General features: G+C 44.6%; 20 protein-coding genes and 1 pseudogene. All 21 read right to left on the minus strand.

Annotated features, from left to right (window positions below; translation table 11 throughout):
- Positions 1-17 precede the first annotated feature (17 nt).
- The gene (locus RKD52_RS12080) at positions 18-275 is read right to left on the minus strand and encodes a DUF3243 domain-containing protein (RefSeq protein WP_029281204.1); all 258 of its coding nucleotides are present in this window, start codon (positions 273-275) and stop codon (positions 18-20) included.
- 80 nt (positions 276-355) lie between these two features.
- Positions 356-1069, minus strand: a complete 714-nt coding sequence (gene ymfI / locus RKD52_RS12085) for an elongation factor P 5-aminopentanone reductase (RefSeq protein WP_454099925.1) — start codon at positions 1067-1069, stop codon at positions 356-358.
- 56 nt (positions 1070-1125) lie between these two features.
- Positions 1126-2412 (minus strand): EF-P 5-aminopentanol modification-associated protein YfmH, encoded by a 1287-nt coding sequence (gene yfmH, locus RKD52_RS12090; protein WP_454099926.1) that lies wholly within the window; start codon positions 2410-2412, stop codon positions 1126-1128.
- Positions 2413-3693 carry an EF-P 5-aminopentanol modification-associated protein YfmF gene (yfmF, locus tag RKD52_RS12095; protein WP_454099927.1) on the minus strand — a complete coding sequence of 427 codons (1281 nt, stop codon included), beginning with the start codon at positions 3691-3693 and terminating at the stop codon, positions 2413-2415.
- A 312-nt stretch (positions 3694-4005) separates the two neighbouring features.
- On the minus strand, positions 4006-4959 hold the full coding sequence (locus RKD52_RS12100; protein WP_369734054.1) for an ABC transporter permease: 954 nt from the start codon (positions 4957-4959) through the stop codon (positions 4006-4008).
- A 6-nt stretch (positions 4960-4965) separates the two neighbouring features.
- Positions 4966-6012 carry an ABC transporter permease gene (locus RKD52_RS12105; RefSeq protein WP_029565636.1) on the minus strand — a complete coding sequence of 349 codons (1047 nt, stop codon included), beginning with the start codon at positions 6010-6012 and terminating at the stop codon, positions 4966-4968.
- The gene (locus RKD52_RS12110) at positions 6009-7538 is read right to left on the minus strand and encodes an ABC transporter ATP-binding protein (RefSeq protein ID WP_454101204.1); all 1530 of its coding nucleotides are present in this window, start codon (positions 7536-7538) and stop codon (positions 6009-6011) included. The genes RKD52_RS12105 and RKD52_RS12110 overlap by 4 nt, the downstream gene beginning before the upstream one ends.
- Positions 7539-7764: 226 nt before the next feature.
- Positions 7765-8788, minus strand: a pseudogene (locus tag RKD52_RS12115) (BMP family lipoprotein).
- Between the two features lie 120 nt (positions 8789-8908).
- On the minus strand, positions 8909-9634 hold the full coding sequence (locus RKD52_RS12120) for a GntR family transcriptional regulator (RefSeq protein WP_369733151.1): 726 nt from the start codon (positions 9632-9634) through the stop codon (positions 8909-8911).
- Positions 9635-9930: 296 nt separating this feature from the next.
- The gene (locus tag RKD52_RS12125) at positions 9931-12285 is read right to left on the minus strand and encodes a DNA translocase FtsK (RefSeq protein WP_454099928.1); all 2355 of its coding nucleotides are present in this window, start codon (positions 12283-12285) and stop codon (positions 9931-9933) included.
- A 110-nt stretch (positions 12286-12395) separates the two neighbouring features.
- On the minus strand, positions 12396-12623 hold the full coding sequence (locus RKD52_RS12130; protein WP_029281222.1) for a YlzJ-like family protein: 228 nt from the start codon (positions 12621-12623) through the stop codon (positions 12396-12398).
- Positions 12620-13363, minus strand: coding sequence for a ClpP family protease (locus RKD52_RS12135; protein WP_369733149.1), 744 nt, complete (start codon positions 13361-13363; stop codon positions 12620-12622). The genes RKD52_RS12130 and RKD52_RS12135 overlap by 4 nt, the downstream gene beginning before the upstream one ends.
- Before the next feature lie 935 nt (positions 13364-14298).
- Positions 14299-15963: a ribonuclease J gene (locus RKD52_RS12140; protein ID WP_454099929.1), complete on the minus strand. Its 1665-nt coding sequence runs from the start codon at positions 15961-15963 to the stop codon at positions 14299-14301.
- A 177-nt stretch (positions 15964-16140) separates the two neighbouring features.
- Positions 16141-17016 carry a 4-hydroxy-tetrahydrodipicolinate synthase gene (gene dapA, locus RKD52_RS12145; RefSeq protein ID WP_454099930.1) on the minus strand — a complete coding sequence of 292 codons (876 nt, stop codon included), beginning with the start codon at positions 17014-17016 and terminating at the stop codon, positions 16141-16143.
- Positions 17017-17053: 37 nt separating this feature from the next.
- The gene (gene dapG / locus RKD52_RS12150) at positions 17054-18268 is read right to left on the minus strand and encodes an aspartate kinase (protein ID WP_454099931.1); all 1215 of its coding nucleotides are present in this window, start codon (positions 18266-18268) and stop codon (positions 17054-17056) included.
- A 71-nt stretch (positions 18269-18339) separates the two neighbouring features.
- Entirely contained in the window at positions 18340-19383 is a 1044-nt protein-coding gene (gene asd / locus RKD52_RS12155) for an aspartate-semialdehyde dehydrogenase (RefSeq protein ID WP_454099932.1), read from the minus strand.
- 138 nt (positions 19384-19521) lie between these two features.
- Positions 19522-20121, minus strand: a complete 600-nt coding sequence (gene dpaB / locus RKD52_RS12160; protein ID WP_454099933.1) for a dipicolinate synthase subunit B — start codon at positions 20119-20121, stop codon at positions 19522-19524.
- Positions 20118-21020: a dipicolinic acid synthetase subunit A gene (gene dpaA, locus RKD52_RS12165; protein WP_369733144.1), complete on the minus strand. Its 903-nt coding sequence runs from the start codon at positions 21018-21020 to the stop codon at positions 20118-20120. Before dpaA ends, dpaB begins: the two co-directional genes overlap by 4 nt.
- A 164-nt stretch (positions 21021-21184) precedes the next feature.
- Positions 21185-21442, minus strand: a complete 258-nt coding sequence (locus tag RKD52_RS12170; protein WP_029281238.1) for a YlmC/YmxH family sporulation protein — start codon at positions 21440-21442, stop codon at positions 21185-21187.
- Between the two features lie 77 nt (positions 21443-21519).
- Positions 21520-22758, minus strand: a complete 1239-nt coding sequence (locus RKD52_RS12175; RefSeq protein ID WP_029281240.1) for a M16 family metallopeptidase — start codon at positions 22756-22758, stop codon at positions 21520-21522.
- A 54-nt stretch (positions 22759-22812) separates the two neighbouring features.
- Complete coding sequence (locus tag RKD52_RS12180) at positions 22813-23772, minus strand: polysaccharide deacetylase family protein (protein WP_454099934.1); 960 nt, start codon at positions 23770-23772, stop codon at positions 22813-22815.
- Positions 23773-23955: the final 183 nt, after the last annotated feature.

Consider the following 23955-nt stretch of genomic DNA (forward strand, 5'->3'; position numbering starts at 1 on the left):
AGGACCTGCGTCCCCTCTTATCTTGTGCCGTTATTTTGGACAAGTTTTACCATCATGTTCGCAATGGCATGCTGCTCGTCTTTAGAAGCAACGCTCCAAAGATCTGCAAGAACTTTTTCCTGATCATTTTTCGGGTCTACCTGTTTTGCAAGGTAATCTCCGATTTCATAAGCAAGGTCGCCTACAGCTTCTTGTTTCATTCCGTCGCCCTCAGCATGGTGCAGACGGTCGCCGAGGAAATTTTTCCACTGATCCCAGTTATCTAAAACAGACATTCTAACCCCTCCTAATTAAATGGAATACAGTGTTAGTTTGTCTTTGCTTCATAAATTTATGCGGAAACGGAACGAAAAATTTACACGTGCCAGCCTCCATTAACCGAAAGAATCTGACCGGTTATGTAGCTTGCCCGCTCTGATGCAGCAAAAGATACAGCATCCGCAATTTCTTCCGGCCGCCCGAGCCGTCCAAGAGGTATTTCTTCTTTTAAATCATCCAGCTCTTCTTCTGTAAATTCATCGAGCATCTTCGTTTTAACTGCGCCGGGAGATACCCCATTTACCCTGATTCCAGATGGAGCAAGCTCTTTCGCCAGGGCTTTTACAAACGAGTTTTGCCCGCCCTTCACCATACTGTAGAGCACTTCGCATGAGGCGCCAATCTCACCCCATATCGACGTGATCACTACAATATTTCCGCTTTTTTTGAGTACCATTGAAGGGATTGCCTTCTGTGCAATTTTATAGGGGCTTGTGATATGAAGCTGAACGAGTTCATCAATTTCATCATCATTCAGATCAGTCATCAGGCCAAACCGGCTCTTTCCGCTGTTCAATATAAGAAGGTCTGCAGCGATTCCCTGTTCCATAAGCGTGTCAGGTCCTGTTGGGTGCGACAGATCTGCCTGTACAATCCGGCATTGTACAGGAAGCTCATCCTTAAGCCTCTCCAGCGGTTCTTTGTTCCGGTAATAATGCAAGATTAAATCATATCCTTCAGAAGCAAGCTTTCTTGCTGTCGCGAGACCGATTCCTCCGCTTGCTCCCGTAATCAATGCCGTTTTTTTCATCGTTCTCCTCTTTCCTCTTATCTTGACCGAGAAAAAAACACCCTCAAAAAGGATGTTTATTTCGGTACAACCTGGCAGACAGAAAACAGCTCTTCTTCAACCACTTCATTCAGCGTAGAATGGATATCATCGTTTGTCAATTGCTCAAGAACAGGCACAACATCAAACAAATTCATTTCATTGAATGAATAGCGTGTGAACTGGTTTGCGATGTACTCAGGTGAATTAATCGCTCTCAAAAAAGAGCCGATTTTTTTCTTTTTGGCATTTTCAAGACGATCTGCAGGTATACCTTCGCGCTTAGCCTTGAGCAGCGTCTCCTTAATTTCGTCTGCAAGCTCATCCGGACGGTCTGTATCGCCGCCGATCATGGCAAAGCCAAACCCGCTTTCTTCTGTATAATCATAGCTGAATGTATCATCGATCAGACCACTTTCATACAGTTCTGTATACTTCTCAGAGCTTTTTCCAAACACCATATCCAAAATGAGGTTCATTGACAGCTCGTGCTTCATCAGCTCTTCCCCTGAGCGGTCAGCCTGCTTTGCTTTCAGTCCGACAAGGCATTTTGAAGACTGCACATTCATTTTCAGCTTTTCCGAAGCTTTGGCGACCGTATCAGGCTCATTCACTTCAGCCCGTTTAATCTCAGCCGGCGGCTTAAAGTCTTTTTTGTCCTGATTATCCCGGATCTGCGACAGAATGCTTTCCGGATCAACAGGGCCTGTGACAAACAACAGCATATTGCTTGGATGATAAAACGTGTGATAGCACTCATACAGAAGGTCTTTCGTTATTTTAGAAATTGACTCTACTGTCCCGGCAATGTCAATCCCGACCGGATGCTTGTGGAACATGTTCTGAATGAGCCCGAAATACAGACGCCAGTCGGGATTATCGTCATACATGTTGATCTCCTGGCCGATAATGCCTTTTTCTTTCTCGACAGATTTTTCCGTGAAGTAGGGATCCTGAACAAAATCAACAAGGGTTTCAAGGTTTTTTTCAACATTTGAAGTACTTGAAAATAAATAAGCTGTCCTTGTAAACGATGTAAAGGCATTTGAAGAGGCTCCCTGCTTGCTGAAATCCTGAAAAACATCTCCATCTTCTTTTTCAAAAAGTTTATGCTCAAGAAAATGAGCGATTCCGTCCGGAACAGAAATCATGTCCTTTTGATCAAGGGGTACAAATTCATTGTCAATCGAACCATATTTCGTAGTGAACGTCGCATAGGTTTTATTGAATCCTTTTTTAGGGAGAACATACACGTTCAGGCCATTCTGCATTTTTTCATAGAACAGCTCTTCCTGCAGCTGATCAAACTTTATGGATTTTGCCATTTAAGCCTCCTCCTTTCCCGTTAAGAAGTACACCGTATCAAGTTCAATTTTCCCCGCAGCTGCAACAATATCTTCTTTTGTTACATGCTCGATTCCATCCAGGTACTTGTCAAAAGGCTCGTCAATGTTCGAAATGACGTTGTGATACAGCACTTCTACAGCTCCGTATGACGTATCAATTGTTTCAAGAAGCTGATTTTTTATAACCGCTTTTGTCTGATCAATTTCCTTCTCTTCAAAATCACCGTTTTTCATCGCTTCCATTTGTTCTTTAATGATGGTTACGGCCCGTTCAAAGTTTGCAAATTCAATGCCTGACATGACCATTAGAAGTCCCTTGTGGCTTTCGACTCTCGAGGCGGCATAATAAGCGAGACTTTCTTTTTCGCGGACATTAATAAACAGTTTTGAGTGGGAAAACCCTCCAAAAATTCCGTTGAAAACCTGAAGTGCATAGTACTCTTTATCCCCGTAAGTACAATGGGTGCGGTAGCCGATATTCAGCTTGCCCTGCTTCACGTCCTGCTTTTCAATCACTTCATTTGGTTCGGACTGTCTTTTTTCGGTGATGGATTTCTCAGCTGATTTGTGGGCGTTTTCACCAAACACAAAAAACTGCTTTGTATACTTGCTTACCTCTTCCTTCGAGACGTCACCGGTAACGTAGAGGTCCATTTTGTCTTCTTTTAATGCTTTTTTATAGTACTCATAAAGGCTCTCGGATGTAATGCGGTCAAGATGGTCAATCTCTCCGTTTACATGCAGGCGGTACGGCTCATCTTTGCACATTTCCTGTACAAGCCTTAAATTGGAATATCTCATTTTATCGTCATAGACCGCCTGGATCCGCTGCTTAAGCGTCCGTTTTTCCTGAGTAATGATCTCATCAGGAAAGGAGGAATCTTTTACAACAGGAGAAAGCACAATCTCAGACAGAAGCTTCATCGCTTTTTCAAGAAGCGGGGTCTGATCTGACAAAAAGCGTTCATTGGCAACTTCGATGCGGATGGAAATAATATGATGGTCGCCTTTTTTCGACAGGTCCACAAAAAGTGTTGCACCGTAAAGTTCATCAAGGTGCTTTCTGAGTTCTGTGCTTGTCGGAAACGTTTTTGTCCCCCTTTGAAGAACATAAGGAAGGAGCGCGCGGAATGTCACGTCTTCTTCATTAAGCGGGGCAAGCATTTTAAATACAAGTGAATTTGTCTTAAATTTATCCGTTTGAACGGTATGAAGCGTCAAGCCGTTGATTGTTTCGATTTGTTCATTTAAATAACTCATAATGACCCTCCTAACAAGCAGTTTCTCTTATATTTTTACCTGTTTTCTACATTAGCGTATGGAACCATTCTAGTAATTATATCAACTTTAGGATAATTAAGGAAATGATATCCCGCCTCACTGCCATTAGTGTGCCGCTGTCCCGAATTTGCATTCATGCAAAAACGGCCCCGCCGTGTGGCGGGACCGCTAATGTTGTTCGGTTTAGGAATTTTAAAAAGTATAAGACTGTGGATGACATGACAAAGTTATGCCCGTCCAGCTCCAGCGACCTGATTAGATCCGATAGTCAGGGCGCTTTCACTTTTGTTCCTATCTTTTTCCCTTTTCATAAGGTGTTCCAAGTGCTTTTGGTGCATCTGCGCGTCCGATAAATCCTGTTAGCGCAAGAATAGTCAGCACATAAGGTGTGATCAGAAGATACATAGTCGGAATGTCCTCAAGAAGAGGAAGCTGTCCGCCGATAACGCTCAGACCCTGAGCAAGTCCGAAGAAGATGGCCGCTCCCATGGCGCCAAGGGGATGCCACTTTCCGAAGATCAGGGCAGCAAGCGCCATGAAGCCCTGGCCGCTGATTGTCGCGTGGCTGAAATCGCGGGCAATAATGGTTGCGTAAACGGCTCCGCCCACACCTGCGAACGCACCGCTCAGAATGACTCCGATATAGCGCATCTTCGTAACGTTAATTCCCATCGTGTCTGCCGCCATCGGATGCTCACCGACAGCACGGAGACGCAGTCCAAACGGCGTTTTGTACATAACAAACCAAACAGCAAAAGCCGTAAAGATGGCAATATACGTTGTGATATAGCCATTTGAGAAGAAAAGAGGTCCGATAACCGGGATATCACTTAATACTGGGATGTCGATTTTATTGAAGCTTTCTGTAATCCGGTCTGTCTGCCCTTTATCATAAAAAAGCTTTACTAAGAATAGCGCCAGGCCGATAGCAAGGAAGTTTATGGCAACCCCGCTTACTACTTGATCTGCCCGGAATGTGATGGATGCTACTGCATGAAGCACAGACAGCAAAGCACCTGCTGCAAGCGCTGCAAGAATAGACAGCCACGGTGTTGCATCCCCGAACTGATCGGCAAATGTCAGATTGAATACGATGGCGACAAATGCTCCGATGACCATTAATCCTTCAAGGCCGATGTTAACAACGCCTGAACGTTCACTGAACATGCCTCCAAGTGCCGTGAAAATAAGCGGAGCAGCAACAAATAAAGCCGTTGGGATGATGAGTTCTAACACGTGAAGTATGCTCACTTATTTCCCCTCCTTTTTGAAACGCAGCAGTATCCAGCGGATAAAGTAGCTTGAAGCAACGAACAGGATGATCAGAGCGATGACGATCTCAACAAGCTCATATGGAACTCCTGCCTCAGACGGCATATTCAGCGCCCCGACTTTCAGTCCGCCGAAAAGCGCTGCAGCGAAAATGATGCCGATCGCAGTATTTCCTCCAAGAAGCGCAACAGCGATTCCGTCAAATCCTACTCCGGTAAATCCATTTTTCACAGATACATACTGGAACGTCCCAAGGCCTTCCATTGCTCCGGCTATCCCTGCAAATGCTCCGGAAATAACCATGGACAGGATAATGTTTCTGCTGACGTTCATTCCTGCATACTGTGCTGCATTCTGGTTAAAGCCTACAGATCTGAGCTCGTAGCCCTTCGTCGTTTTCTCAAGCAGGAACCACATAACAAGAGCACCAATTAATGCAAGGAATATCCCGTAATGCATTCTTGAATAATCCGTTAGTTCCTGAAAAAGAGGCGAGCTGAGTGAAGCAGACGCGAAGATGGTTTCTGACTTATCCCCTTTATCTGAAAGAACATACTGAATCAAATGGTTCGTTAAATAAAGCGCAATGTAGTTCATCATAATCGTTACAATAACCTCATGCACTTTGAAACGGGCTTTTAAAAGACCCGGAATGAATCCCCAAAGCGCCCCTGCAAGAGCTGCAGCGAGTATCGCAAGCGGCAGATGGATGATCTTCGGCAGCTCAAATGCTACCCCGACCCATACAGCTGCAAACCAGCCAACAATCAGCTGTCCTTCTACTCCGATATTGAAAAGGCCTGTCCTGAAAGCAAAAGCAACAGCAAGACCTGCAAGAATATAAGGAGTCAGCTGGCGGATTGTTTCGCCGATGTAATACGTTTCGCCGAATATACCGTTCCATAAAGCTGCGTATCCTGCAACCGGATCATATCCGGTTATAAGCATAATGACTGCACCGCAAATTAAACCGAGCAAAACCGCAATGGCGGGTACAATGATGTTGAAATAGCGTGTTAAATTCATGTTGTGGCACCTGCTTCCCTGCGGCTGCTTCCTGCCATGAGCAAACCAAGTTCCTGTTCAGTTGTCTCTTTCGGATTCACAATCGCAACGATTTTCCCTTCATAAATAACGGCAATTTTATCACTTACGTTCATAATTTCTTCAAGCTCAAAAGAAAGGAGAAGGACCGCTTTTCCTTTATCCCGCTGCTCAATCAAGCGTCTGTGGATAAATTCAATCGCTCCGACATCAAGTCCCCTCGTCGGCTGTGCAGCGATCAGGAGATCCGGATCTCTGTCAATTTCACGGCCGATAATCGCCTTTTGCTGATTACCTCCAGAAAGCGAACGGGCAAGCGTTGAACTGCCGGGTGTTCTTACATCAAATTCCTTAATCAGCTTCTCAGCTTTTTCGTAAATTGCCTTGAAATTCAGAACACCTCTTTTAGAGAAAGGCTTTTGATAATACGTTTGCAGCACCATGTTCTCACCGACAGGAAAATCCAGAACAAGTCCGTGTTTATGACGGTCCTGAGGAATGTGTCCCACACCTGACTCAGTAATTTTTCTCGGTTTTTGATTACGGATTTCCTTGCCATTAAGCAGAATGGAGCCTGATTCAGAATTCATTAGCCCGGTGATGGATTCGATCAATTCAGACTGGCCGTTTCCGTCGACTCCAGCAATGCCGACAATTTCCCCTGCTCTGACAGACAGATTCAGAGAGTCAATAACCGTGACATTCCGGCTGTCTTTTACTGTCAGATTTTCTATTTTCAGAACTTCTGCAGCAGGTTTCGGTTCCGTCTTTTCAGTCGTAAAAAGAACTTCGCGGCCGACCATTAGAGATGCAAGCTCGTTCGGGTTTGTCTCACTTACATTGACAGTGCCGATGCCTTCGCCTTTTCTTATGACAGTCACACGGTCACAGACTTCCATAATTTCCTTCAGCTTGTGTGTAATCAGAATGATGGATTTGCCTTCTTTTATCAGCGTTTTCATAATGCTGATCAGTTCTTTGATTTCCTGAGGCGTCAAAACGGCCGTCGGTTCATCAAAAATAAGAATTTCCGCACCCCTGTAAAGCGTTTTTAGAATTTCAACACGCTGCTGCATGCCGACAGAAATATCACTGATTTTAGCAGAAGGGTTAACAGCGAGCCCGTATTTCTCAGAAATGTCTTGCACTTGCTTCTCAGCATCTTTTAAATTAATTTTTCCTGATTGAGTCGGCTCGTTTCCAAGAATAATATTTTCTGTAACAGAAAAATTATTGACAAGCATAAAATGTTGGTGTACCATACCTATTCCCAGATCATTCGCGATATTTGGGTTTGTAATGCTGACTGGTTTGCCTTTTACGCGAATTTCGCCTTTTTCAGGCTGATACAAACCGAACAGTACGTTCATCAGTGTAGATTTACCAGCGCCGTTTTCGCCAAGCAGCGCATGGATTTCGCCCTTTTTTACTTGAAGATTAATGTTATCGTTCGCAACGATTCCCGGAAATTCTTTGCGGATTCCGAGCATTTCAATGACATATTCCAACATGATCACTCCTTTTCCCATGAAGCTCATTGATGATTGTGATGATTGATGTCAGGAATTTATGTTTTCTCTCTATTCATTGACTCCTTTTATTGCTTTAGAAAATCACCAACTAAAAATCTATAAATCTCTCATGAAGCTTATAGACTTTTAGTCAGGCGACTTTACAGGCTAATAAAAAGGCTAGAATATGCCTAGCCTTTTTATCAGAGTTATAGGTTCCTGCTTATTCGAATGGTACAGTAATTTCACCGTCGATGATTTTTTGCTTGTACTCATCTACTTTAGCAATGACATCTTCAGAAAGGTTGTCCTGTGTCGGAGCAATTCCTACGCCATTTTCTTTCAGGCCGTATTCAATGATTTCTCCGCCTGGGAAGTCTCCGCCTTTAGCTTTTTCAGCAAGGTCTTTAACAGCAACGTCTACGCCTTTAACCATTGATGTAAGTGTTACGTTGAAGCCGTCGCCTTCTCCAAGCTCATGCTGGTCGCGGTCAACACCGATTACCCATACATCTTTATCCGGGCTTTTCGTTTTTAAGTCAACAGCTGCAGTGAAGACGCCGTTTCCTGCTCCGCCTGCTGCATGGTAGATTACGTCAGCGCCCTGGCCGTACATAATTTCAGCAACCTGTTGTCCTTTTGCCGCATCGCTGAATGTACCTGCATACTGTACAATGACTTCTGCATCAGGATTTGCTGCTTTTACGCCTTCAACAAAACCAACTTCAAACTTCTTGATCAGGGAGCCTTCCATTCCGCCGACAAATCCGACTTTGTTTGATTTTGTTGAAAGTCCGGCAGCTACACCTACAAGGTATGAGCCTTCATGCTCTTTGAATGTGATGCTTGCTACGTTCGGCTTGTCCACTACACTGTCAACGATTGCAAATTTAGCGTCTTTTTGCTGATCGGCAATGACAGTAATTGCATCAGTCATCAAATATCCGATTCCGTAAACAAGATCAAATTTTTGTCTGACAAGCTTGTTTAAGTTCGTTTCATAATCTGCGTCACTCTGAGACTGTGCATAGTCAAATCCGCCTTGTCCCTTTTTAAGCCCGTTATCCTCACCGTATGACTGGATGCCTTCCCATGCCGACTGGGTTGAATGACTTATCATCAACACCGCCTGTATCCGTTACCATCGCAACCGAGAAACCCTCTTTTTTGTCTTCACCTGCATTGTCTTTTTCTCCAGATGATCCGCATGCACTTAGAAGAGTACCGGCAGCAAGGACAAGCGACATTGTTAAACCAAAGCGTTTTTTCACGTTTTCTTCCCCCTATTATTCATTTAAAATCATTTGCTATAAGAACTTTGAAACACCTTCGACCTTGGAACCACCTCCTTATAGCTGCAAACGTTTTTACAAGCGCTTTCTTACAACGTGAAAGCTGAATTGGTCTGCGCGGAAATAATTAAGTGAATACAGCACGGGCTGATCGTTTTCATCGAAATGCATTTGTTTCAGGCAAAGCAGCGCGGTTTCAGGATCACATTCCAGAATTGGGGAAATCTTTTCGTGGTAACCGATTGGTTCAATGTGTGTGACCGCATAAGAAATGTAGCGTCCTGCTTCTTCATCAAGCAGTTCAAACAATGATTCCTGTTCATGGATAAACGACGCCGGAAGAATATGCCTCGGAATTTTATCCAGACAATAAACGACCGGTTTTCCATTTGCTGTTCTGACCCGCTCAAGAAGAAAAATGTCATCGCTTGCACGGGATTTAAACCGCTTAACATCCTCTTCTGTCGGACTGTTGACTTGTGAGGAAAGAAAAATGGTGCCAGGCAGCATATTGGCCTGTTCAATCATTTGAGTCACACTGTTCAATTGTTCGATGCCTGAAGTAAAGAGAGGTTTGGAGTTTATGAACGTCCCTACACCATGGCGGCGGATGATGACGTTTTCTTCTTCGAGTATGCGGAGCGCTTCTCTGAGGGTCGCGCGGCTTACTCCAAGCTTTTTGGAAAGCTCAAATTCAGAAGGAAGCTTTTCTTTTTCTACGTATGTTCCATTTTCAATATCTTCTTTAATTCGATCTATGACCTGCAAATATAAATGACGGTTATCTGTTTTAATAGTCATACTTAGCCTCCGTCCAATCGTTCCAATTAAGAGATCAGACATCTGATGTTATACCCTTTCTCTAATCGAAAATAATATACCATGTATTTTAAAATAAATAAATAGAAAATTAATAAATTTGTCGAAAAAGAGATAGCACTTTCTCACTAGCTGTATGTCATTTATAGAGAAATGCTCACAAAAAAGATTCGCTATTTTCTATTCGTTATTTCCTATTTTAGATTGGATTGCCGTTTGCCGTTTCTCTTTGATATCAAAAAGAGCCAAAAAAAAGAAAGGCATTGGCTGCCTTTCTTTTATGAACTCACTTCGTCATAATGGTCTTTTGAAATGAGGACCTCTCTCGGCTTGCTGCCCTCGTATGGTCCGACAACGCCTCTGTCTTCCATTGCATCAATCAGTCTTGCCGCTCTGGTGTAGCCGACACGGAACCGTCTTTGCAGCATGGATACAGAAGCCGTCTGCATTTCAAGAACGAGCTGAACAGCATCATCATACAAATCATCATTCACTTCTTCTTTTACTTCCGCTGTTTCAGACGGCATCATTTCTTCCTGGTATTGCGCTCTCTGCTGGGAAATCACGTACGAAACGACTTTTTCCACTTCTTCATCGGACAGAAAAGCTCCCTGTACCCTTACAGGCTTGGATGCACCAACCGGAAGGAAAAGCATGTCCCCCCTGCCGAGAAGCTTTTCAGCGCCTCCCATGTCGAGTATTGTGCGTGAATCGGTCTGAGAAGACACGCTGAAGGCGATCCTTGATGGAATGTTTGCTTTAATGACACCGGTGATGACATCCACTGACGGCCGCTGGGTGGCGATAATCAGGTGAATGCCTGCAGCACGCGCCATTTGCGACAGTCGGGTAATGCTGTCCTCCACATCAGACGATGCAACCATCATCAAATCCGCAAGCTCGTCAACGATGACGACAATATACGGGAATTCCGGATTCTTCGTTCCCTCTTCAAGGTTTGACCGGCGAATATATTCGTTATATCCTTCAATGTTTCTCGTGCCTGTATGAGAGAACAGTTCATATCTTCTCTCCATTTCGTTTACAACCTTTTTCAGTGCCTGTGATGCCTTTTTCGGGTCTGTCACAACAGGTGCGAGCAAATGGGGAATACCATTGTAAACGTTAAGCTCGACCATCTTTGGATCGATCATCATCATTTTTACTTCATGCGGTTTTGCTCTCATTAAAATACTTGTAATGATGCCATTGATGCAGACACTCTTTCCGCTTCCAGTTGATCCGGCAACGAGCAAATGAGGCATTTTATTCATTTCAGCAAGAACAGCATCTCCTGATATATCGCGGCCAAGACCCATGAGAAGCTTGGCATCCGGGCGGTCATTTGCTTTTGATTCAAGCACCTCCCGCAGGGATACCATGGCGATTTCGGAATTGGGAACCTCTATCCCGATGGCTGATTTGCCTGGAATCGGCGCCTCTATCCGGATATCTTTCGCTGCAAGCGCCAAAGCAAGATCATCACTTAAGTTCACAATTTTGCTTACCTTTACGCCAACATCAGGATAGACTTCGTACTTGGTTACTGCCGGTCCAAGATGAACCTGTGTTACTTTAGCTTTGACACCGAAGCTTTGAAAGGTTTTTTCCAGCTTACGCGCATTTTCATAGATGTTTTTCTTATCTGTTTGCTGGCTGTTCACCTTCGGCTGTGAAAGCAGGTCAAGTGAAGGAAGGGCATACGATTTATTCTCTACCTCTGTAAAGGTAATGGGAGGTCCCGGCAATTCTTCTGAAGAATCTGCATCCGCCTTCTTTTTAGGTGTTCTCGTCTGTTCAGGCTTAGCCTCATCCTGAAAATGCACAGCCGGCTCAGGCTCGCGTTCATCTTTGTCTGCGAAGCTTGAGATGATGGGTTCTGCATGTACAATTTCTGCTTCTTCTTCCTCAGCATCGTCTTCTTCCTCATGCCTGCGCTGTTTTTTGGCTTTCTTCGGTTTTGCTTCTTCCTGCTGTCTTGCATTTTTTATCGATTGCGGAAGATTCTTCATATCCTCCATAAATGTAATAGCCTGATTTTTCATAAAGCGGAAAAATGGCACGGCTATTTTTCCGAGTGTGGTTCCAAGAGATCTTCCTGTAATCAGAACAATTCCGACAAGAATCAGTATGAACGAAATGATCTTTGAACCGGCTGCCGCAAATAAATAAAAAGAAGCTGCAAAAAGGATGGCTCCAATCATGCCCCCTCCAAGGTCCGGCGTTCTGATTTGTCCGTTTACTTCCATGAAAAACAGTTCCCATGTGTTGGTTATGACACTTGGAGAAGTAAGTGCTCCTTTTTTGGTGAGCATTTGAAACAGTGTTACATGACTGAGCAGCAGAATGGCTGCAAGCAGACAGTACAGTCCTACCATCTGTCTTGAAACCAAATGCGGCCACCTTCTGTTCCACATGATAAAGCCCGCCAGGATCAGCATGCCGATTAGAGCGGCCATAAACCACTCGCCAATAAAAAACCTGAACACGTAAACCACTGTCTTGCCTACGAATCCAAGGCTTGATATCGCAATCAGCGCGATCGCAAGGATTCCAAGGCCAATCAGCTCAAATTTCAGTGTTTCGCGCCAGTTGTCATTCTTTTTCTTTTGTCTTCTTTTTTGTTTGGCCATTTCATTATCACCTGTGCAGAAAATTTGCTGAGGGCATTCGCCCTCTTGCAAACAAAGAAAGCAGCCAACTGAGGGCTGCGGACATGTTTGTGTAGCTTAAGTATAGCATATTATGGAGAAAACGAGAATGACATCGTAATTTTTTGTCCCGGCGAGTACTGTTCATTTAAATAGTCTTCCGGATTGGTGCTGAGGATACGAACAACTTCATATTCATTTCCTTCTGTCTGTCTCACCTGCATTTGCACCCCGTTGCATTCAACAAAAGAAAATGCGCTGTACTCTTTTGCCTCTGCCGGGAAAATAAGTTCCTCCGGCATAGAAGTGTATAGAATCATTGCAGCATCTTCTCCTCTTCAGTGCCTTTATCCTTCCCTATCAGTTCATTCAGCTTCATGATCGCCTGGCCGACTCCGCCCACTCCGTCAATCAGCCCGTACTGAACCGCGTCGTTTCCGACTACATTTGTTCCGATGTCACGGGTTAAATTTCCTTTAGAAAACATCAGCTCTTTGAATTTCTCTTCAGAGATATTCGAGTGCTTTGTCACAAAATTCACGACCCTGTCCTGCATTTTATCAAGGTACTCAAACGTCTGCGGGACACCGATGACAAGGCCTGTCAGCCTCACGGGATGGATGGTCATCGTTGCAGTTTCGGCAATAAAAGAATAATCGCAGGAAACGGCAATCGGCACGCCGATGGAATGGCCTCCTCCAAGGACGATGGATACAGTCGGTTTTGATAGGGAAGCAAGCATTTCAGCGATTGCGAGGCCGGCTTCAACATCCCCTCCAACGGTATTCAGCACAATCAGGAGGCCTTCAATTTTAGGGTTTTGCTCGATTGCGACGATTTGCGGAATAACGTGTTCATATTTCGTTGTTTTGTTTTGCGGCGGCAGCTGGATGTGGCCTTCAATCTGTCCGATAATGGTCAGGCAGTGTATTCGTGAATCCTGTGAGAGCTGAGGAACGTTTGTTGATCCGAGCTGCTGGATTTTTTCGACCAGGCTTGGTTCTTTTCCGTCCTGCTTATCCGGGTTCTGTTCGGAATTTTCCTGTATGTAGCGGTTCATCTGCATTCTTCCTTCCTGTTATGAATGCTTTTATTATGAGCATGAAGAGGGAAAAACATTCTTCTGTTAAGCGGAAGCGGCGTTATGCTTGTTTAAAGTTTTCCCATATGAAAGTTGATTTACCGTTAATACCCGTTCCCTTTCGCTCCAGGAACTTGCTTTCCGCGGGGAGGGATGGGAGTCTTCATCCCGCAGGAGTCAAGTTCCATCCGCTGCAGTCCACTGGAGTTTTTCTCAGGTTGGAGGCACTAATCATGATGAACAGTTCCATCAAACAGAAGGATTCTCAGGTTGGGGGCTCTTATCAGGAAGAACAGTTCCATCAAACAGAAGAATCATCAGGTTGAGGGTACTGATCAGGAAGATCAGAACCCTCAAACAGAAGAATCATCAGGTTGGGGGCACTTATCGGGAAGATAAGTACCCTCAAAAAGAAGAATCATCAAGTTGGGGGCACTTATCGGGAAGATCAGAACCATCAAACAGAAGAATCATCAGGTTGATGGCACTTATCGGGAAGATAAGTACCCTCAAACAGAAGAATCATCAGGTTGGGGGCACTTATCGAGAAGATAAGTACCCTCAAACAGAAAAATCATCAGCTTGATGGCACTTATCGAGAAGATAAGTACCCTCAAAAAGAAGAATCATCAAGTTGGGGCACTTATCGGGAAGTTTAAAACAATCAAACAGTATAATCACCAGATTGAAGGCACTTATCAGGAGAATAGTTCCATCAACTAGAAGAAAGAGGCACTAATGGGAACGACCCTGCAAATGAAGATCCGCCTGGAAAGGTGCATCACCAATAGGTCCATGACTGATAAAAGCATTTAAATAAACGAATACTTACAGATAAAACCGTATTTAACACAGAAAAAATCCGAACTAGTTATACCCAGTTCGGATTTTTGGATGGCTGAAATATATGTTAATTAAACTTCCATAATAATCGGCAAGATCATCGGTCTGCGCTTTGTCTGTTCGAAGAGGAAGCGGTTGAGCGATTCGCGGATATTAAGCTTGAGGGCTGACCATTCGATGCCTGTGCCCTGCATGCTTTTTTCAACGATTTCCGTTACCATGCCCGATGCTTTTTGGATCAGCTCTTCTGACTCTCTTACATAGACGAAGCCTCTTGAGATGATCTCCGGTCCTGATATCATCGTTTTTTTGCTTCTGTCCAGTGTAACGACGACGATCAGGATGCCGTCCTGTGAAAGAAGTCTCCGGTCTCTGAGAACGATGTTTCCAATGTCTCCGACTCCAAGGCCGTCAATCAGAACGTTTCCTGCAGGAACCTTCGAAACAGATTTCGCTTTATGTTCGCTGAATTCGACAACATCGCCTTTTTCAACAAGAAAGATGTTTTCTTCTTCAATTCCTGCAGATACGGCAAGCTTCGCATGAGCTTTCTGCATTTTAAACTCGCCATTGACAGGCATGAAATACTTCGGCTTCATAATGTTGAGCATTAGTTTCAGCTCTTCTTGGCTTCCATGTCCTGATACATGAATCTGTTTTTGTCCGAATACTACGCTTGCTCCTGCGCGGTAAAGCAAATCAACTGTCTTTGAAAAATGGAGCTCATTTCCCGGTACTGGAGTTGCAGAAATAATAACTGTATCTTCTGCTTCAATTTTTAATTGTTTATGGGCGCCTTTTGCCATGCGGTTAAGAACTGTTAACGGTTCTCCCTGATGACCTGTAGTAAGGACGGCAACCTCATGCTTAGGATAGGTATCGATCTCTTGGACGGGTATGATGATATTCTCACTTTCGGTGATGTATCCTAATTTTTCTGCCATTTCATAAACATTTTTAATTGAGTTTCCAAGCAGGACAAGCTTTCTGTTATTTTCAGCGGCTGCGTGAATGACCTGAACGATCCGGTTGATATTTGATGCGTATATGGCAACAATCGTTCTGCCTTTTGCGCTGTACATCGCGTCCGATATCTCTTGTCCGACACCTGTTTCAGAGGCTGTGAACCCGGGTCTTTCTGCATTTGTGCTGTCTGAAAGAAGACAAAGAACGCCTTCTTCGCCGATCATAGCCATTTTCCCTAAATCAGAGCGTGCATTCAAAACAGGAGTTGTATCAAATTTAAAATCACCTGTGTGCACGATCGCTCCAAGTGAAGTATGGAAGCAGACACCGACAGAGTCAGGTATACTGTGTATGGTTCTGAAGAAAGAAACCTTGACTCCTTCAAAATCCAGAACAGTTGATGAATCAACTTCGACATATTCTGCTTTTTGCTTAGGGTTAAGTTCTTTTACTTTCTGGGAAACCAGTGCAAGAGTAAGTTTCGTTCCGTAAACCGGTATGGACAAATGTCTGAGAACATAGAAAACTCCGCCAATATTCTCGTCGTGACCGTGGGTTAAAAAGATGCCCTTTACCCGATCTGCATTTTCCCGCAAGTATGTAATGTCAGGAATGACCATATCAATCCCCAGCATCCCGGCTTCTGGATACATCAATCCAGCGTCGACGATGAAGATGTTATGATCGATTTCAATGACATACAAGTTCTTGCCTATTTCTCCAACTCCGCCTAGGGCAATGATCTTGATGGTTTCTGTCTGTTTATTCAATTGGTAATCCTCCCTGAACCCGTCCAATACAACTAATGCCTATTATAACTGAAGAAAGAATTGGAATACAAGGAAATAATCTGACGCGCAGACGAAATCTTCATGATTAAAGCAGCAGACTCTGCGAAAAGAACCAAAAAAGATCGAGTCCTGGTTACAGACTCGATCTTCTCATGCTTATTTTATTTTAGACAGGACGGCAATAAGTTCGTTTCTTTCACTTTCAGTGAGCGCCAAAAGCGGTAGTCTGACGGGTCCGACGTCAAGGCCTCTGAGCTGAAGAGCCGTTTTCACAGGTGCAGGGCTTGGCGCTTTAAACAGCTGCTGCATAACCGGCAGCAGTTTTCTGTGAATAGCACCTGAACGCACTGTTTCACCGCTTCTGAATGCGGAGATCATCTCCTGCATTTCATTTCCGATGATATGAGATGCTACAGAGACTACCCCACTGCCTCCAATTGCAAGTGCTGGAAGCGTTAATCCGTCATCTCCTGAATAAACAGCAAAATCTTCAGGCGTTGATGAAATGATTTCTGCCATCGCTTCAAGGTCGCCGCTTGCTTCTTTTACAGCAACGACATTTGGAAGTTCAGCAAGTCTTGCAATCACAGCAGGAGAAATGCTGACAACCGTTCTTCCGGGAACGTTGTAGATCATAACAGGAAGTTTTGTGGCTGCTGCAATTGTTTTGAAATGCTGATACATTCCTTCCTGGCTTGGTTTATTATAATATGGCGCGACAAGCATGATGGCATCGGCGCCTGCTGCTTCCGCTTTTTTTGTCAGATCAATAGAGTCCTTGGTGTTATTGCTTCCTGTACCTGCAATAACAGGAATTCTGCCGCCTGCAGCCTGAACGACATGCTTCAGCAGTGCGATTTTTTCCTCAGATGTCAGAGTAGGGGATTCTCCTGTCGTTCCTGCCACAACAAGTGAATCTGACCCATTATTGATCAGGTAATCAACAAGCTGGGTAGTCTTCTGAAAATCAATGTTGCCGTTTTTGTCAAATGGTGTTGCCATGGCTGTTGAAATACTGCCAAAGTCAATCATTGTGCCACTCCTCTTCTTCTTTCTAAGTTTCTGTCTTTTATTCAGACAGATCAAATGCGCTATGCAGAGCATTCACGGCGCTGATCATATCTTCCTCTTTTACTAATACCCAAATCGTGGTATGACTATCTGCCGACTGGAGAATTTGAATGCCTTCTTCCGACAGGGCCGTCACAATTTTCGCTGTCACTCCGGGTACTCCTGCGATGCCGGCGCCAACTGTGGAAACTTTGGCACAGTGGCGTTTAACAGCAGGGTCATATCCCATGCTTTTCAGTATTCGTACTGCTTCATCCGTTACTTCCTCAGAAACCGTATAGATGACTGCGCTTGGTGTGATGTTGAAGAAGTCGACGCTGATGCCGGCGCGCGCCATTGCTTTGAATACTTCTGTCTGCACCTCGTACTGTCCCTCTTTTGCCGTAACGTTCAGCTGCGTCACATTCGGAACGTGGGCAATGCCGGTAATCAGCCTTTCCTGCAGGTCGCTGCCGAGCTTTTCAGAATGATGGGAGGTCACGAGTGTCCCCGGACCGGATGAGTACGTGGAGCGGATTCTGATTGGAACCTTCGCCTGCATGGCAATCTCCACCGCTCTTGGATGGATGACCTTAGCACCCTGATAAGCAAGATTGCAGATTTCCGTATACGTGACCGTGGTCAGCGGCTTTGCTGATTCAACAATTCTTGGATCAGCCGTCATGACCCCTTCTACATCTGTAAAAATATCGATGAATTCTGCATCAAGAGCTGCTCCAAGTGCAGCTGCGGATGTGTCGCTTCCGCCTCGGCCGATTGTTGTGATGTCACCGGATTTTGCCGCTCCCTGAAAACCTGCGACGACAACCACATCGTGACGGTCAAGCTCTCTTCTCAGGCGTTCGCATTTCATGTCGAGAATCTTTGCATTTGTAAAGTCTTCATTTGTTAAAAAGCCGGCCTGCGCCCCGCTTAGAGCGGCAGCTGCAATGCCTTCTGACTTCAGCATGCTCGTGAATACCACGGAAGATATCGTTTCCCCGCACGACAGGAGCATATCCTGTTCGCGCTTTGAAATCGATGCACTGCCTCCGTAAAGCAGATTTAAAAGGGAATCTGTTGCATACGGATCACCGTTTCTGCCCATTGCCGAGACGACAACGACCACTTTATACTGCTCCTTTAACGCTTCTCTTATATGATTCAAAGCCATTTTCCGGCCGTGATCGTCTTTTACTGACGTCCCGCCAAATTTTTGTACGATCAATTTCATCCTAACACCCCGACTCTATACGTAAGAGAAGAGAGCAGGCATTATGTACCCTTGCTCTCTCCTGAACCTTCTTATACTAACTTCAGCTGAACAAGGCTTTCTGCAATTTGCACAGAATTCCATGCAGCGCCTTTTAAAAGATTATCAGACACAATCCATAAATGGAAGCCGTTTGCACGGTCCGGATCTTTTCGGATACGCCCTACAAACACATCATTTTTGCCGACACAATCAGCAGGCATCGGATACAGCTGTGCACTCGGGTCATCCTGAAGCGTTACTCCAGGAGCTTCTTTTAAAAGCTCGCGGATTTCAGACACTCCTACATTATCGGAATCAAGTTCAATATAGACAGATTCAGAGTGTCCGGTTTCAACCGGAATCCTTACGCATGTTGCGGCAATTTCAAGCTCCGGCATATGCATAATTTTTTTTGTTTCGTTCATCATTTTCATTTCTTCGAACGTAAATCCGTTGTCTTCGAATTTATCAATTTGCGGAATCGCATTAAATGCAATCTGAAAATGTTTTTTATCGCCTTTAACAGGAAGGATTTCCGGTGTGAAATCCTTTCCGGAAAGAATCGCCTCTGACTGTGTTTTCAGCTCTTCAATCGCAGCAGCGCCTGATCCTGAAACTGCCTGGTAAGTGGATACGATTACTTTGTTTAATCCGTGAGCTTTTCTCAGCGGCTCAAGCGCAGCAACCATTTGAATCGTTGAGCAGTTCGGATTGGCGATAATGCCTTTATGCGATTTTAAGTCTTCTTCGTTTACTTCAGGCACAACAAGAGGAACGTCCTGAGCCATGCGGAATGCGCTCGTATTGTCCACAACGATTGCACCATGCTTCACAGCTTCAGGAGCAAAGATTTTGGAAATGCTTCCGCCAGCGCTGAAAAGAGCAATTTGAACTCCTTCAAACTTTTCGGGAGATGCTGCCTGAACAATATGTTCTTCTCCTCTAAAGAGGACTTTTTTGCCTGCAGACCGTTCTGACGACAGCAGCGTCAGCTTTGATACCGGAAAGTTCCGTTCTTCAAGCGTTTTTAGCATTTGCTGGCCTACAGCGCCTGTTGCACCGAGGACAGCAATGTGATAACCATTTGTACTCATCAATCATAGCCCCTTCCGCGAATATCCGGCGGTTTCCGGAATAACTTCATATCATATTGTGTATTAGTTTATCATAGACCAGGTGTATGCATTATACAACCATGATTTTTCTTGCCTTCTATTCTAGCAGGAAGAGGCTTATTCGTCATCCCGGAATTTTTCAATAATGACCGGCTGAAACTGTGTATGCTCAAGTGCTGCCTCTACTGTTTCCAAAAGCAGATCCATTTTAGCAACAAGCGAGTTAGGCTTTTGAAATGGTGCATCCTGGCCAAACGGTATAAAAAAAATATTTTTGGCAGCCATCAGCTTCATTAAATTTGCACCGTTCAGTCCAAGACCGTCATTTGTTGAAATGCCGAGAACAACCGGTTTATGATTTCTGAGAGTTGCTTTTGCCGCCATAAGGACAGGAGATTCTGTCATTGCATTTGCGAGTTTGCTCATGGAATTCCCTGTCATCGGCGCGACAACCATGCAGTCCAGAGGAATCTTCGGGCCAAGAGGCTCAGCTCCTAAAATGGAATCAATGGCTTTGTGGCCTGTAAGCTCCTCGATTTTTTTAATCCATTCGGCTCCCTCGCCAAATCTTGTATTTGTCATTTTTACCGTGTTAGTAACGACCGGCATCACATCCGCCCCCTCGTCAATCAGACGTTTTATCTGCGGAAAAACAGCGTCATAGGTGCAGTGTGAACCAGTCAGGCCGAATCCGATCCGTTTGCCTTGTACTTTCATGATGATGGCCCCTTTCGTTTAGAAAACTCCTCTAAAAGCAATGATGCGAGGACGTTCGCAACAATCTGACCGGCTGTTTTTGGGGCGACTATCCCCGGAAGACCCGGTGCAAGCAGTGCTTTAATGCCTCTTTTCTCAGCATATTTAAAATCCGTGCCGCCCGGCTTTGAAGCAAGGTCGATGATCAGTGTGTGAGGAGGCATCTTTGAAATTACTTTTGCCGTCACGATCTGATGGGGAATCGTATTGATGCAAATATCGGCATCTGTTACTTCCTTCTCCAGATCTTCAAGTTTAAAGGACTGCAGCCCCATTTCAATAATTCGTGCAATGTGCGATGATTTTCTGGCTCCGACTTTTACTTTAGCCCCCAAAGCTGAAAATGTCCGTGCTACACTCATGCCTACGCGTCCGAGTCCGAGAACGGCTATTTTCGAACCGTGAATGGTAAAATCCGTGTGCTGTATGGCCATCATGATGGTTCCTTCTACGGTAGGAATGGAATTATAAATGGCCACATCATCCCGTTCAAACAGCTGAACCAGCTCTCTTTTCGTATCCTGAATTATTCCGTTTAAGTATGAATTGCTGATGCCGGAATAAATGACGCAGTGCGGAGGCGTCCTTGCAATAAGCTCCTCCGTCAGCACGACTTCTTCATTAGAGAAAATGGTATCGACATGGCCTTCAAGGTTTGTTCCGGGAACAGGCAAAATGATCACATCTATTTCTTCAAACCGCAGTTCGGCAAGCTTAAGCTTTGCGGCACCGGTAAAGCCATGGTCCAGCTGATCAAAACCGATTAAAAACAGTTTTGCATCCAGTTCTGTAAGCTTTCTGATCACCTCAAGCTGCCGGGCATCTCCCCCAATGACTGCTATATTAAGTCCTGTTAACATACGACCCTTTCACCTACTTTTTCGCGATGTCTATATTCAAATAAATAAACTCATAGTGAACTTACTTAAGCATCTTATGTCAAAACGCCATGCAGGGTGATAGTCTTAGGAGCATTAATTGGCGGCCTGAGCGCATAAAAAAAAGCGATCTGCAGCGATCGCTTTTACTCAAGAAGCTTAATCTGATGATCTTCTATGTCCAGAATGATCATATCTGAACCAATCTTTTTAATGTGGGTCCACGGAACTCTTATTTCGTCACCTTGTTTTCTGAATCCGAACCATTTTACAGACGGAATCACAAGGGCGGTTATTTGTCCGGTTTTTTCATTGATTTCAAGATCGGTCTGCCCCAGAATGCCGAGTCTTTCCGCCCTCTTAACATCGACAATCTCTTTTCCGCTCAGCTCGCTCAGTCTCATGTTCAGGAAGCCTCCTTTTTAACATATATATCCCCGCACACAAAAAAAAGACCTGCTTTGAAGGCAGGTCCGGGAAGTTAACGTAGAGAAGACGGAAGCTTTCCGTCAGGGCTTATGAGCGCAACGGAATACTCATCTGTAAACAGCTGTTTTGCAAGAGCATTTACGTTATCAGCTGTTACTTCATTAATTTTTTCAATCATTTCATCCAAGCTTCTGTGTCGTCCGAGAAGGAGCTCGTTTTTGCCGTTTCGGCTCATGCGGCTGTTTGTGCTTTCAAGACTGAGCATGAGGTTGCCCTTCATCTGCTCTACGCTGTTTGTCAGCTCTTTTTGCGTAATGCCGTCTCTTTTAAGGACCTCAAGCGTTTCCTGAATGGTTTCAAACAGGACGTCAAGCTGCGCCCGGCCCGTGCCTCCATAAATGGTCAGCATTCCATTATCCTGATAGGATGAATGGTATGAGAACACGGAGTATGCGAGACCTTTTTGCTCTCTTACATCCTGGAAGAGTCTCGAACTCATGCTGCCTCCTAGCACGTTGTTCAGCACGATCAGGTCATAAATCTTTTCATGTCCGACCTGAAGGCCGTCAAAACCGATGCAAAGGTGAGCCTGCTCGGTATCTTTTTTACGTGCTAGTTTCTCGGTCATAAAGGCAGGAGCTGAAATTTCAGTTCCTTTTTTCGATGTTTCAAATGATCCGAACTGTTTTTCAACTTCTTTAATGAAGCTCTCAGAAATATTTCCGGCAACAGAAATGACCACATTTTCAGGAGTATAGTATTGCTCCATATAGTCTCTTAATGTGTCGCTCTCAAACTTTGCAAGAGTTTCTTCCGTTCCGAGAATCGGATATCCCAGGGGATGATTGCCGTAGGTAGCCCTGCTGAGAAGGTCGTGAACGATATCATCAGGCGTATCTTCATACATTTTAATTTCTTCATAAACGACGTTTTTCTCTTTTTTTAGTTCAATCTCATCAAAAGTGGAGTTGAAAAACATGTCAGAAAGCACTTCGAGCGCGAAATCTGAATGCTCATCAAGCACTTTGGCGTAATAGCAGGTGTATTCTTTAGAAGTAAAAGCGTTTACCTGCCCGCCGATGCTGTCAAAGGATTCAGCAATTTCCCGTGCTGATCTTGTTTTTGTCCCTTTAAAGAACATGTGCTCCAGAAAGTGTGAAATGCCGTTGTTTTTTTCATTTTCATTTCTTGATCCGGTGCCGATCCAAACCCCTATTGCAACTGATCTCACATGGGGAATATTTTCGAGCACAACTCTTACGCCGTTTTGGCATGTATATTTTTTTATCAAGCTTGTTCCTCCTATCAATGCTTCCAAGGATCCGCAATATGCACTCCTCTGTCATCATTCCGGTGCCGGCATCCGCTTTTCGTCCATCAGCATCGTTACATTTCCAAAGCTGTAGCCCTTTTGCTTAATGGATGTGATCAGCGTTTCCAGGCTGTTTGAAGAAGATTCTGTCGGGTGCATGAGAATCATAGCCCCATTATGGACTTTTTTCATGACACGTTCAACTAAAACATTCGGCGCAGGCTTTTGCCAGTCAATCGTATCTACGGTCCAGAGGACGGTTTTCATGTTATATTCTGCGGCGGCTGCAATGGTTTCCTGCCTGAAGCTTCCGCTTGGAGGCGCAAACCAGACAGGCTGTTTTCCTGTCTGCCCTTTGATGATTTCATTAGTCCTTGCTATCTGCCTCTTCATTTCGTCTGAAGTCAGTCTGGCCATATCAGGATGGGAATAGGAATGGTTGCCGATGTCATGGCCTCCGGCTGAAATTTGTGCGACCAGGTCAGGATTCTGTTCAGCCCATTTTCCTTCGAGAAAAAAAGAAGCTTTAACCCCATGCTTTTTTAAAACGCGCAGCATGTCCGGCAAGTATTCATTTCCCCATGCAACGTTAATTAGAAAAGCAACCATCGGCTTATCCGGATGGCCTCTGTAAATAGGCGCTGGAGGCAGATCGTTCAAGTGAACCCGGGGGCTGACTTGTTTATAAACAAGAAGCTTTTCATCAAAGACGCCATTTTTTTTCATTTTCCGGTACGAGGCTTCTGCATCTACAGACAGCCCGTTATAGCCCGGTGTAGCTTTCCAGACGGTATGTATGACTGCATCCTGGGCAGGCTTTTCATAGTCTTTTATTTTGGCTGCAATCGTTTCATACAATTCATCCTGCTGCTTAACAGCAGCGACGTTTTCCTGTTTCATCGTCGCTACATATGCAGACGTAAGCGGATTCTGTATGACAGCTGCTGTCAGCAGCATCAGCATGACTATCCCAAGCAAACGGAACCTCTTCATGTTTGTCTTCCCCCTTTTTACTAGAAAGTATGTAAGAGGGGGACTAGGTAGACCAGAAAAGCGGAATCGCCTTGCTCAGCTCCGAAGGACAGAAAAGGATCCGATGAAAAAAGCCGGTTTTGCTTTTTACATCGGAGCCGTTCTGGACAATACGAAAAGCGGAATCACGCTTTTTGACACTTT

The organism is Metabacillus sp. SLBN-84, assembly GCF_053629595.1.

Bases quoted from the DNA above. Each gene is read 5' to 3' on its own strand.
- RKD52_RS12080 (WP_029281204.1), bottom strand. From the start codon at position 275: ATGTCTGTTTTAGATAACTGGGATCAGTGGAAAAATTTCCTCGGCGAC.
- ymfI (WP_454099925.1), bottom strand. From the start codon at position 1,069: ATGAAAAAAACGGCATTGATTACGGGAGCAAGCGGAGGAATCGGTCTC.
- yfmH (WP_454099926.1), bottom strand. From the start codon at position 2,412: ATGGCAAAATCCATAAAGTTTGATCAGCTGCAGGAAGAGCTGTTCTAT.
- yfmF (WP_454099927.1), bottom strand. From the start codon at position 3,693: ATGAGTTATTTAAATGAACAAATCGAAACAATCAACGGCTTGACGCTT.
- RKD52_RS12105 (WP_029565636.1), bottom strand. From the start codon at position 6,012: ATGAATTTAACACGCTATTTCAACATCATTGTACCCGCCATTGCGGTT.
- RKD52_RS12120 (WP_369733151.1), bottom strand. From the start codon at position 9,634: ATGACTATTAAAACAGATAACCGTCATTTATATTTGCAGGTCATAGAT.
- RKD52_RS12125 (WP_454099928.1), bottom strand. From the start codon at position 12,285: ATGGCCAAACAAAAAAGAAGACAAAAGAAAAAGAATGACAACTGGCGC.
- RKD52_RS12130 (WP_029281222.1), bottom strand. From the start codon at position 12,623: ATGATTCTATACACTTCTATGCCGGAGGAACTTATTTTCCCGGCAGAG.
- RKD52_RS12135 (WP_369733149.1), bottom strand. From the start codon at position 13,363: ATGAACCGCTACATACAGGAAAATTCCGAACAGAACCCGGATAAGCAG.
- dapA (WP_454099930.1), bottom strand. From the start codon at position 17,016: ATGATTGACTTTGGCAGTATTTCAACAGCCATGGCAACACCATTTGAC.
- dapG (WP_454099931.1), bottom strand. From the start codon at position 18,268: ATGAAATTGATCGTACAAAAATTTGGCGGGACGTCAGTAAAAGACGAT.
- asd (WP_454099932.1), bottom strand. From the start codon at position 19,383: ATGAGTACAAATGGTTATCACATTGCTGTCCTCGGTGCAACAGGCGCT.
- dpaB (WP_454099933.1), bottom strand. From the start codon at position 20,121: ATGAAAGTACAAGGCAAACGGATCGGATTCGGCCTGACTGGTTCACAC.
- dpaA (WP_369733144.1), bottom strand. From the start codon at position 21,020: ATGTTAACAGGACTTAATATAGCAGTCATTGGGGGAGATGCCCGGCAG.
- RKD52_RS12170 (WP_029281238.1), bottom strand. From the start codon at position 21,442: ATGAGACTGAGCGAGCTGAGCGGAAAAGAGATTGTCGATGTTAAGAGG.
- RKD52_RS12180 (WP_454099934.1), bottom strand. From the start codon at position 23,772: ATGAAGAGGTTCCGTTTGCTTGGGATAGTCATGCTGATGCTGCTGACA.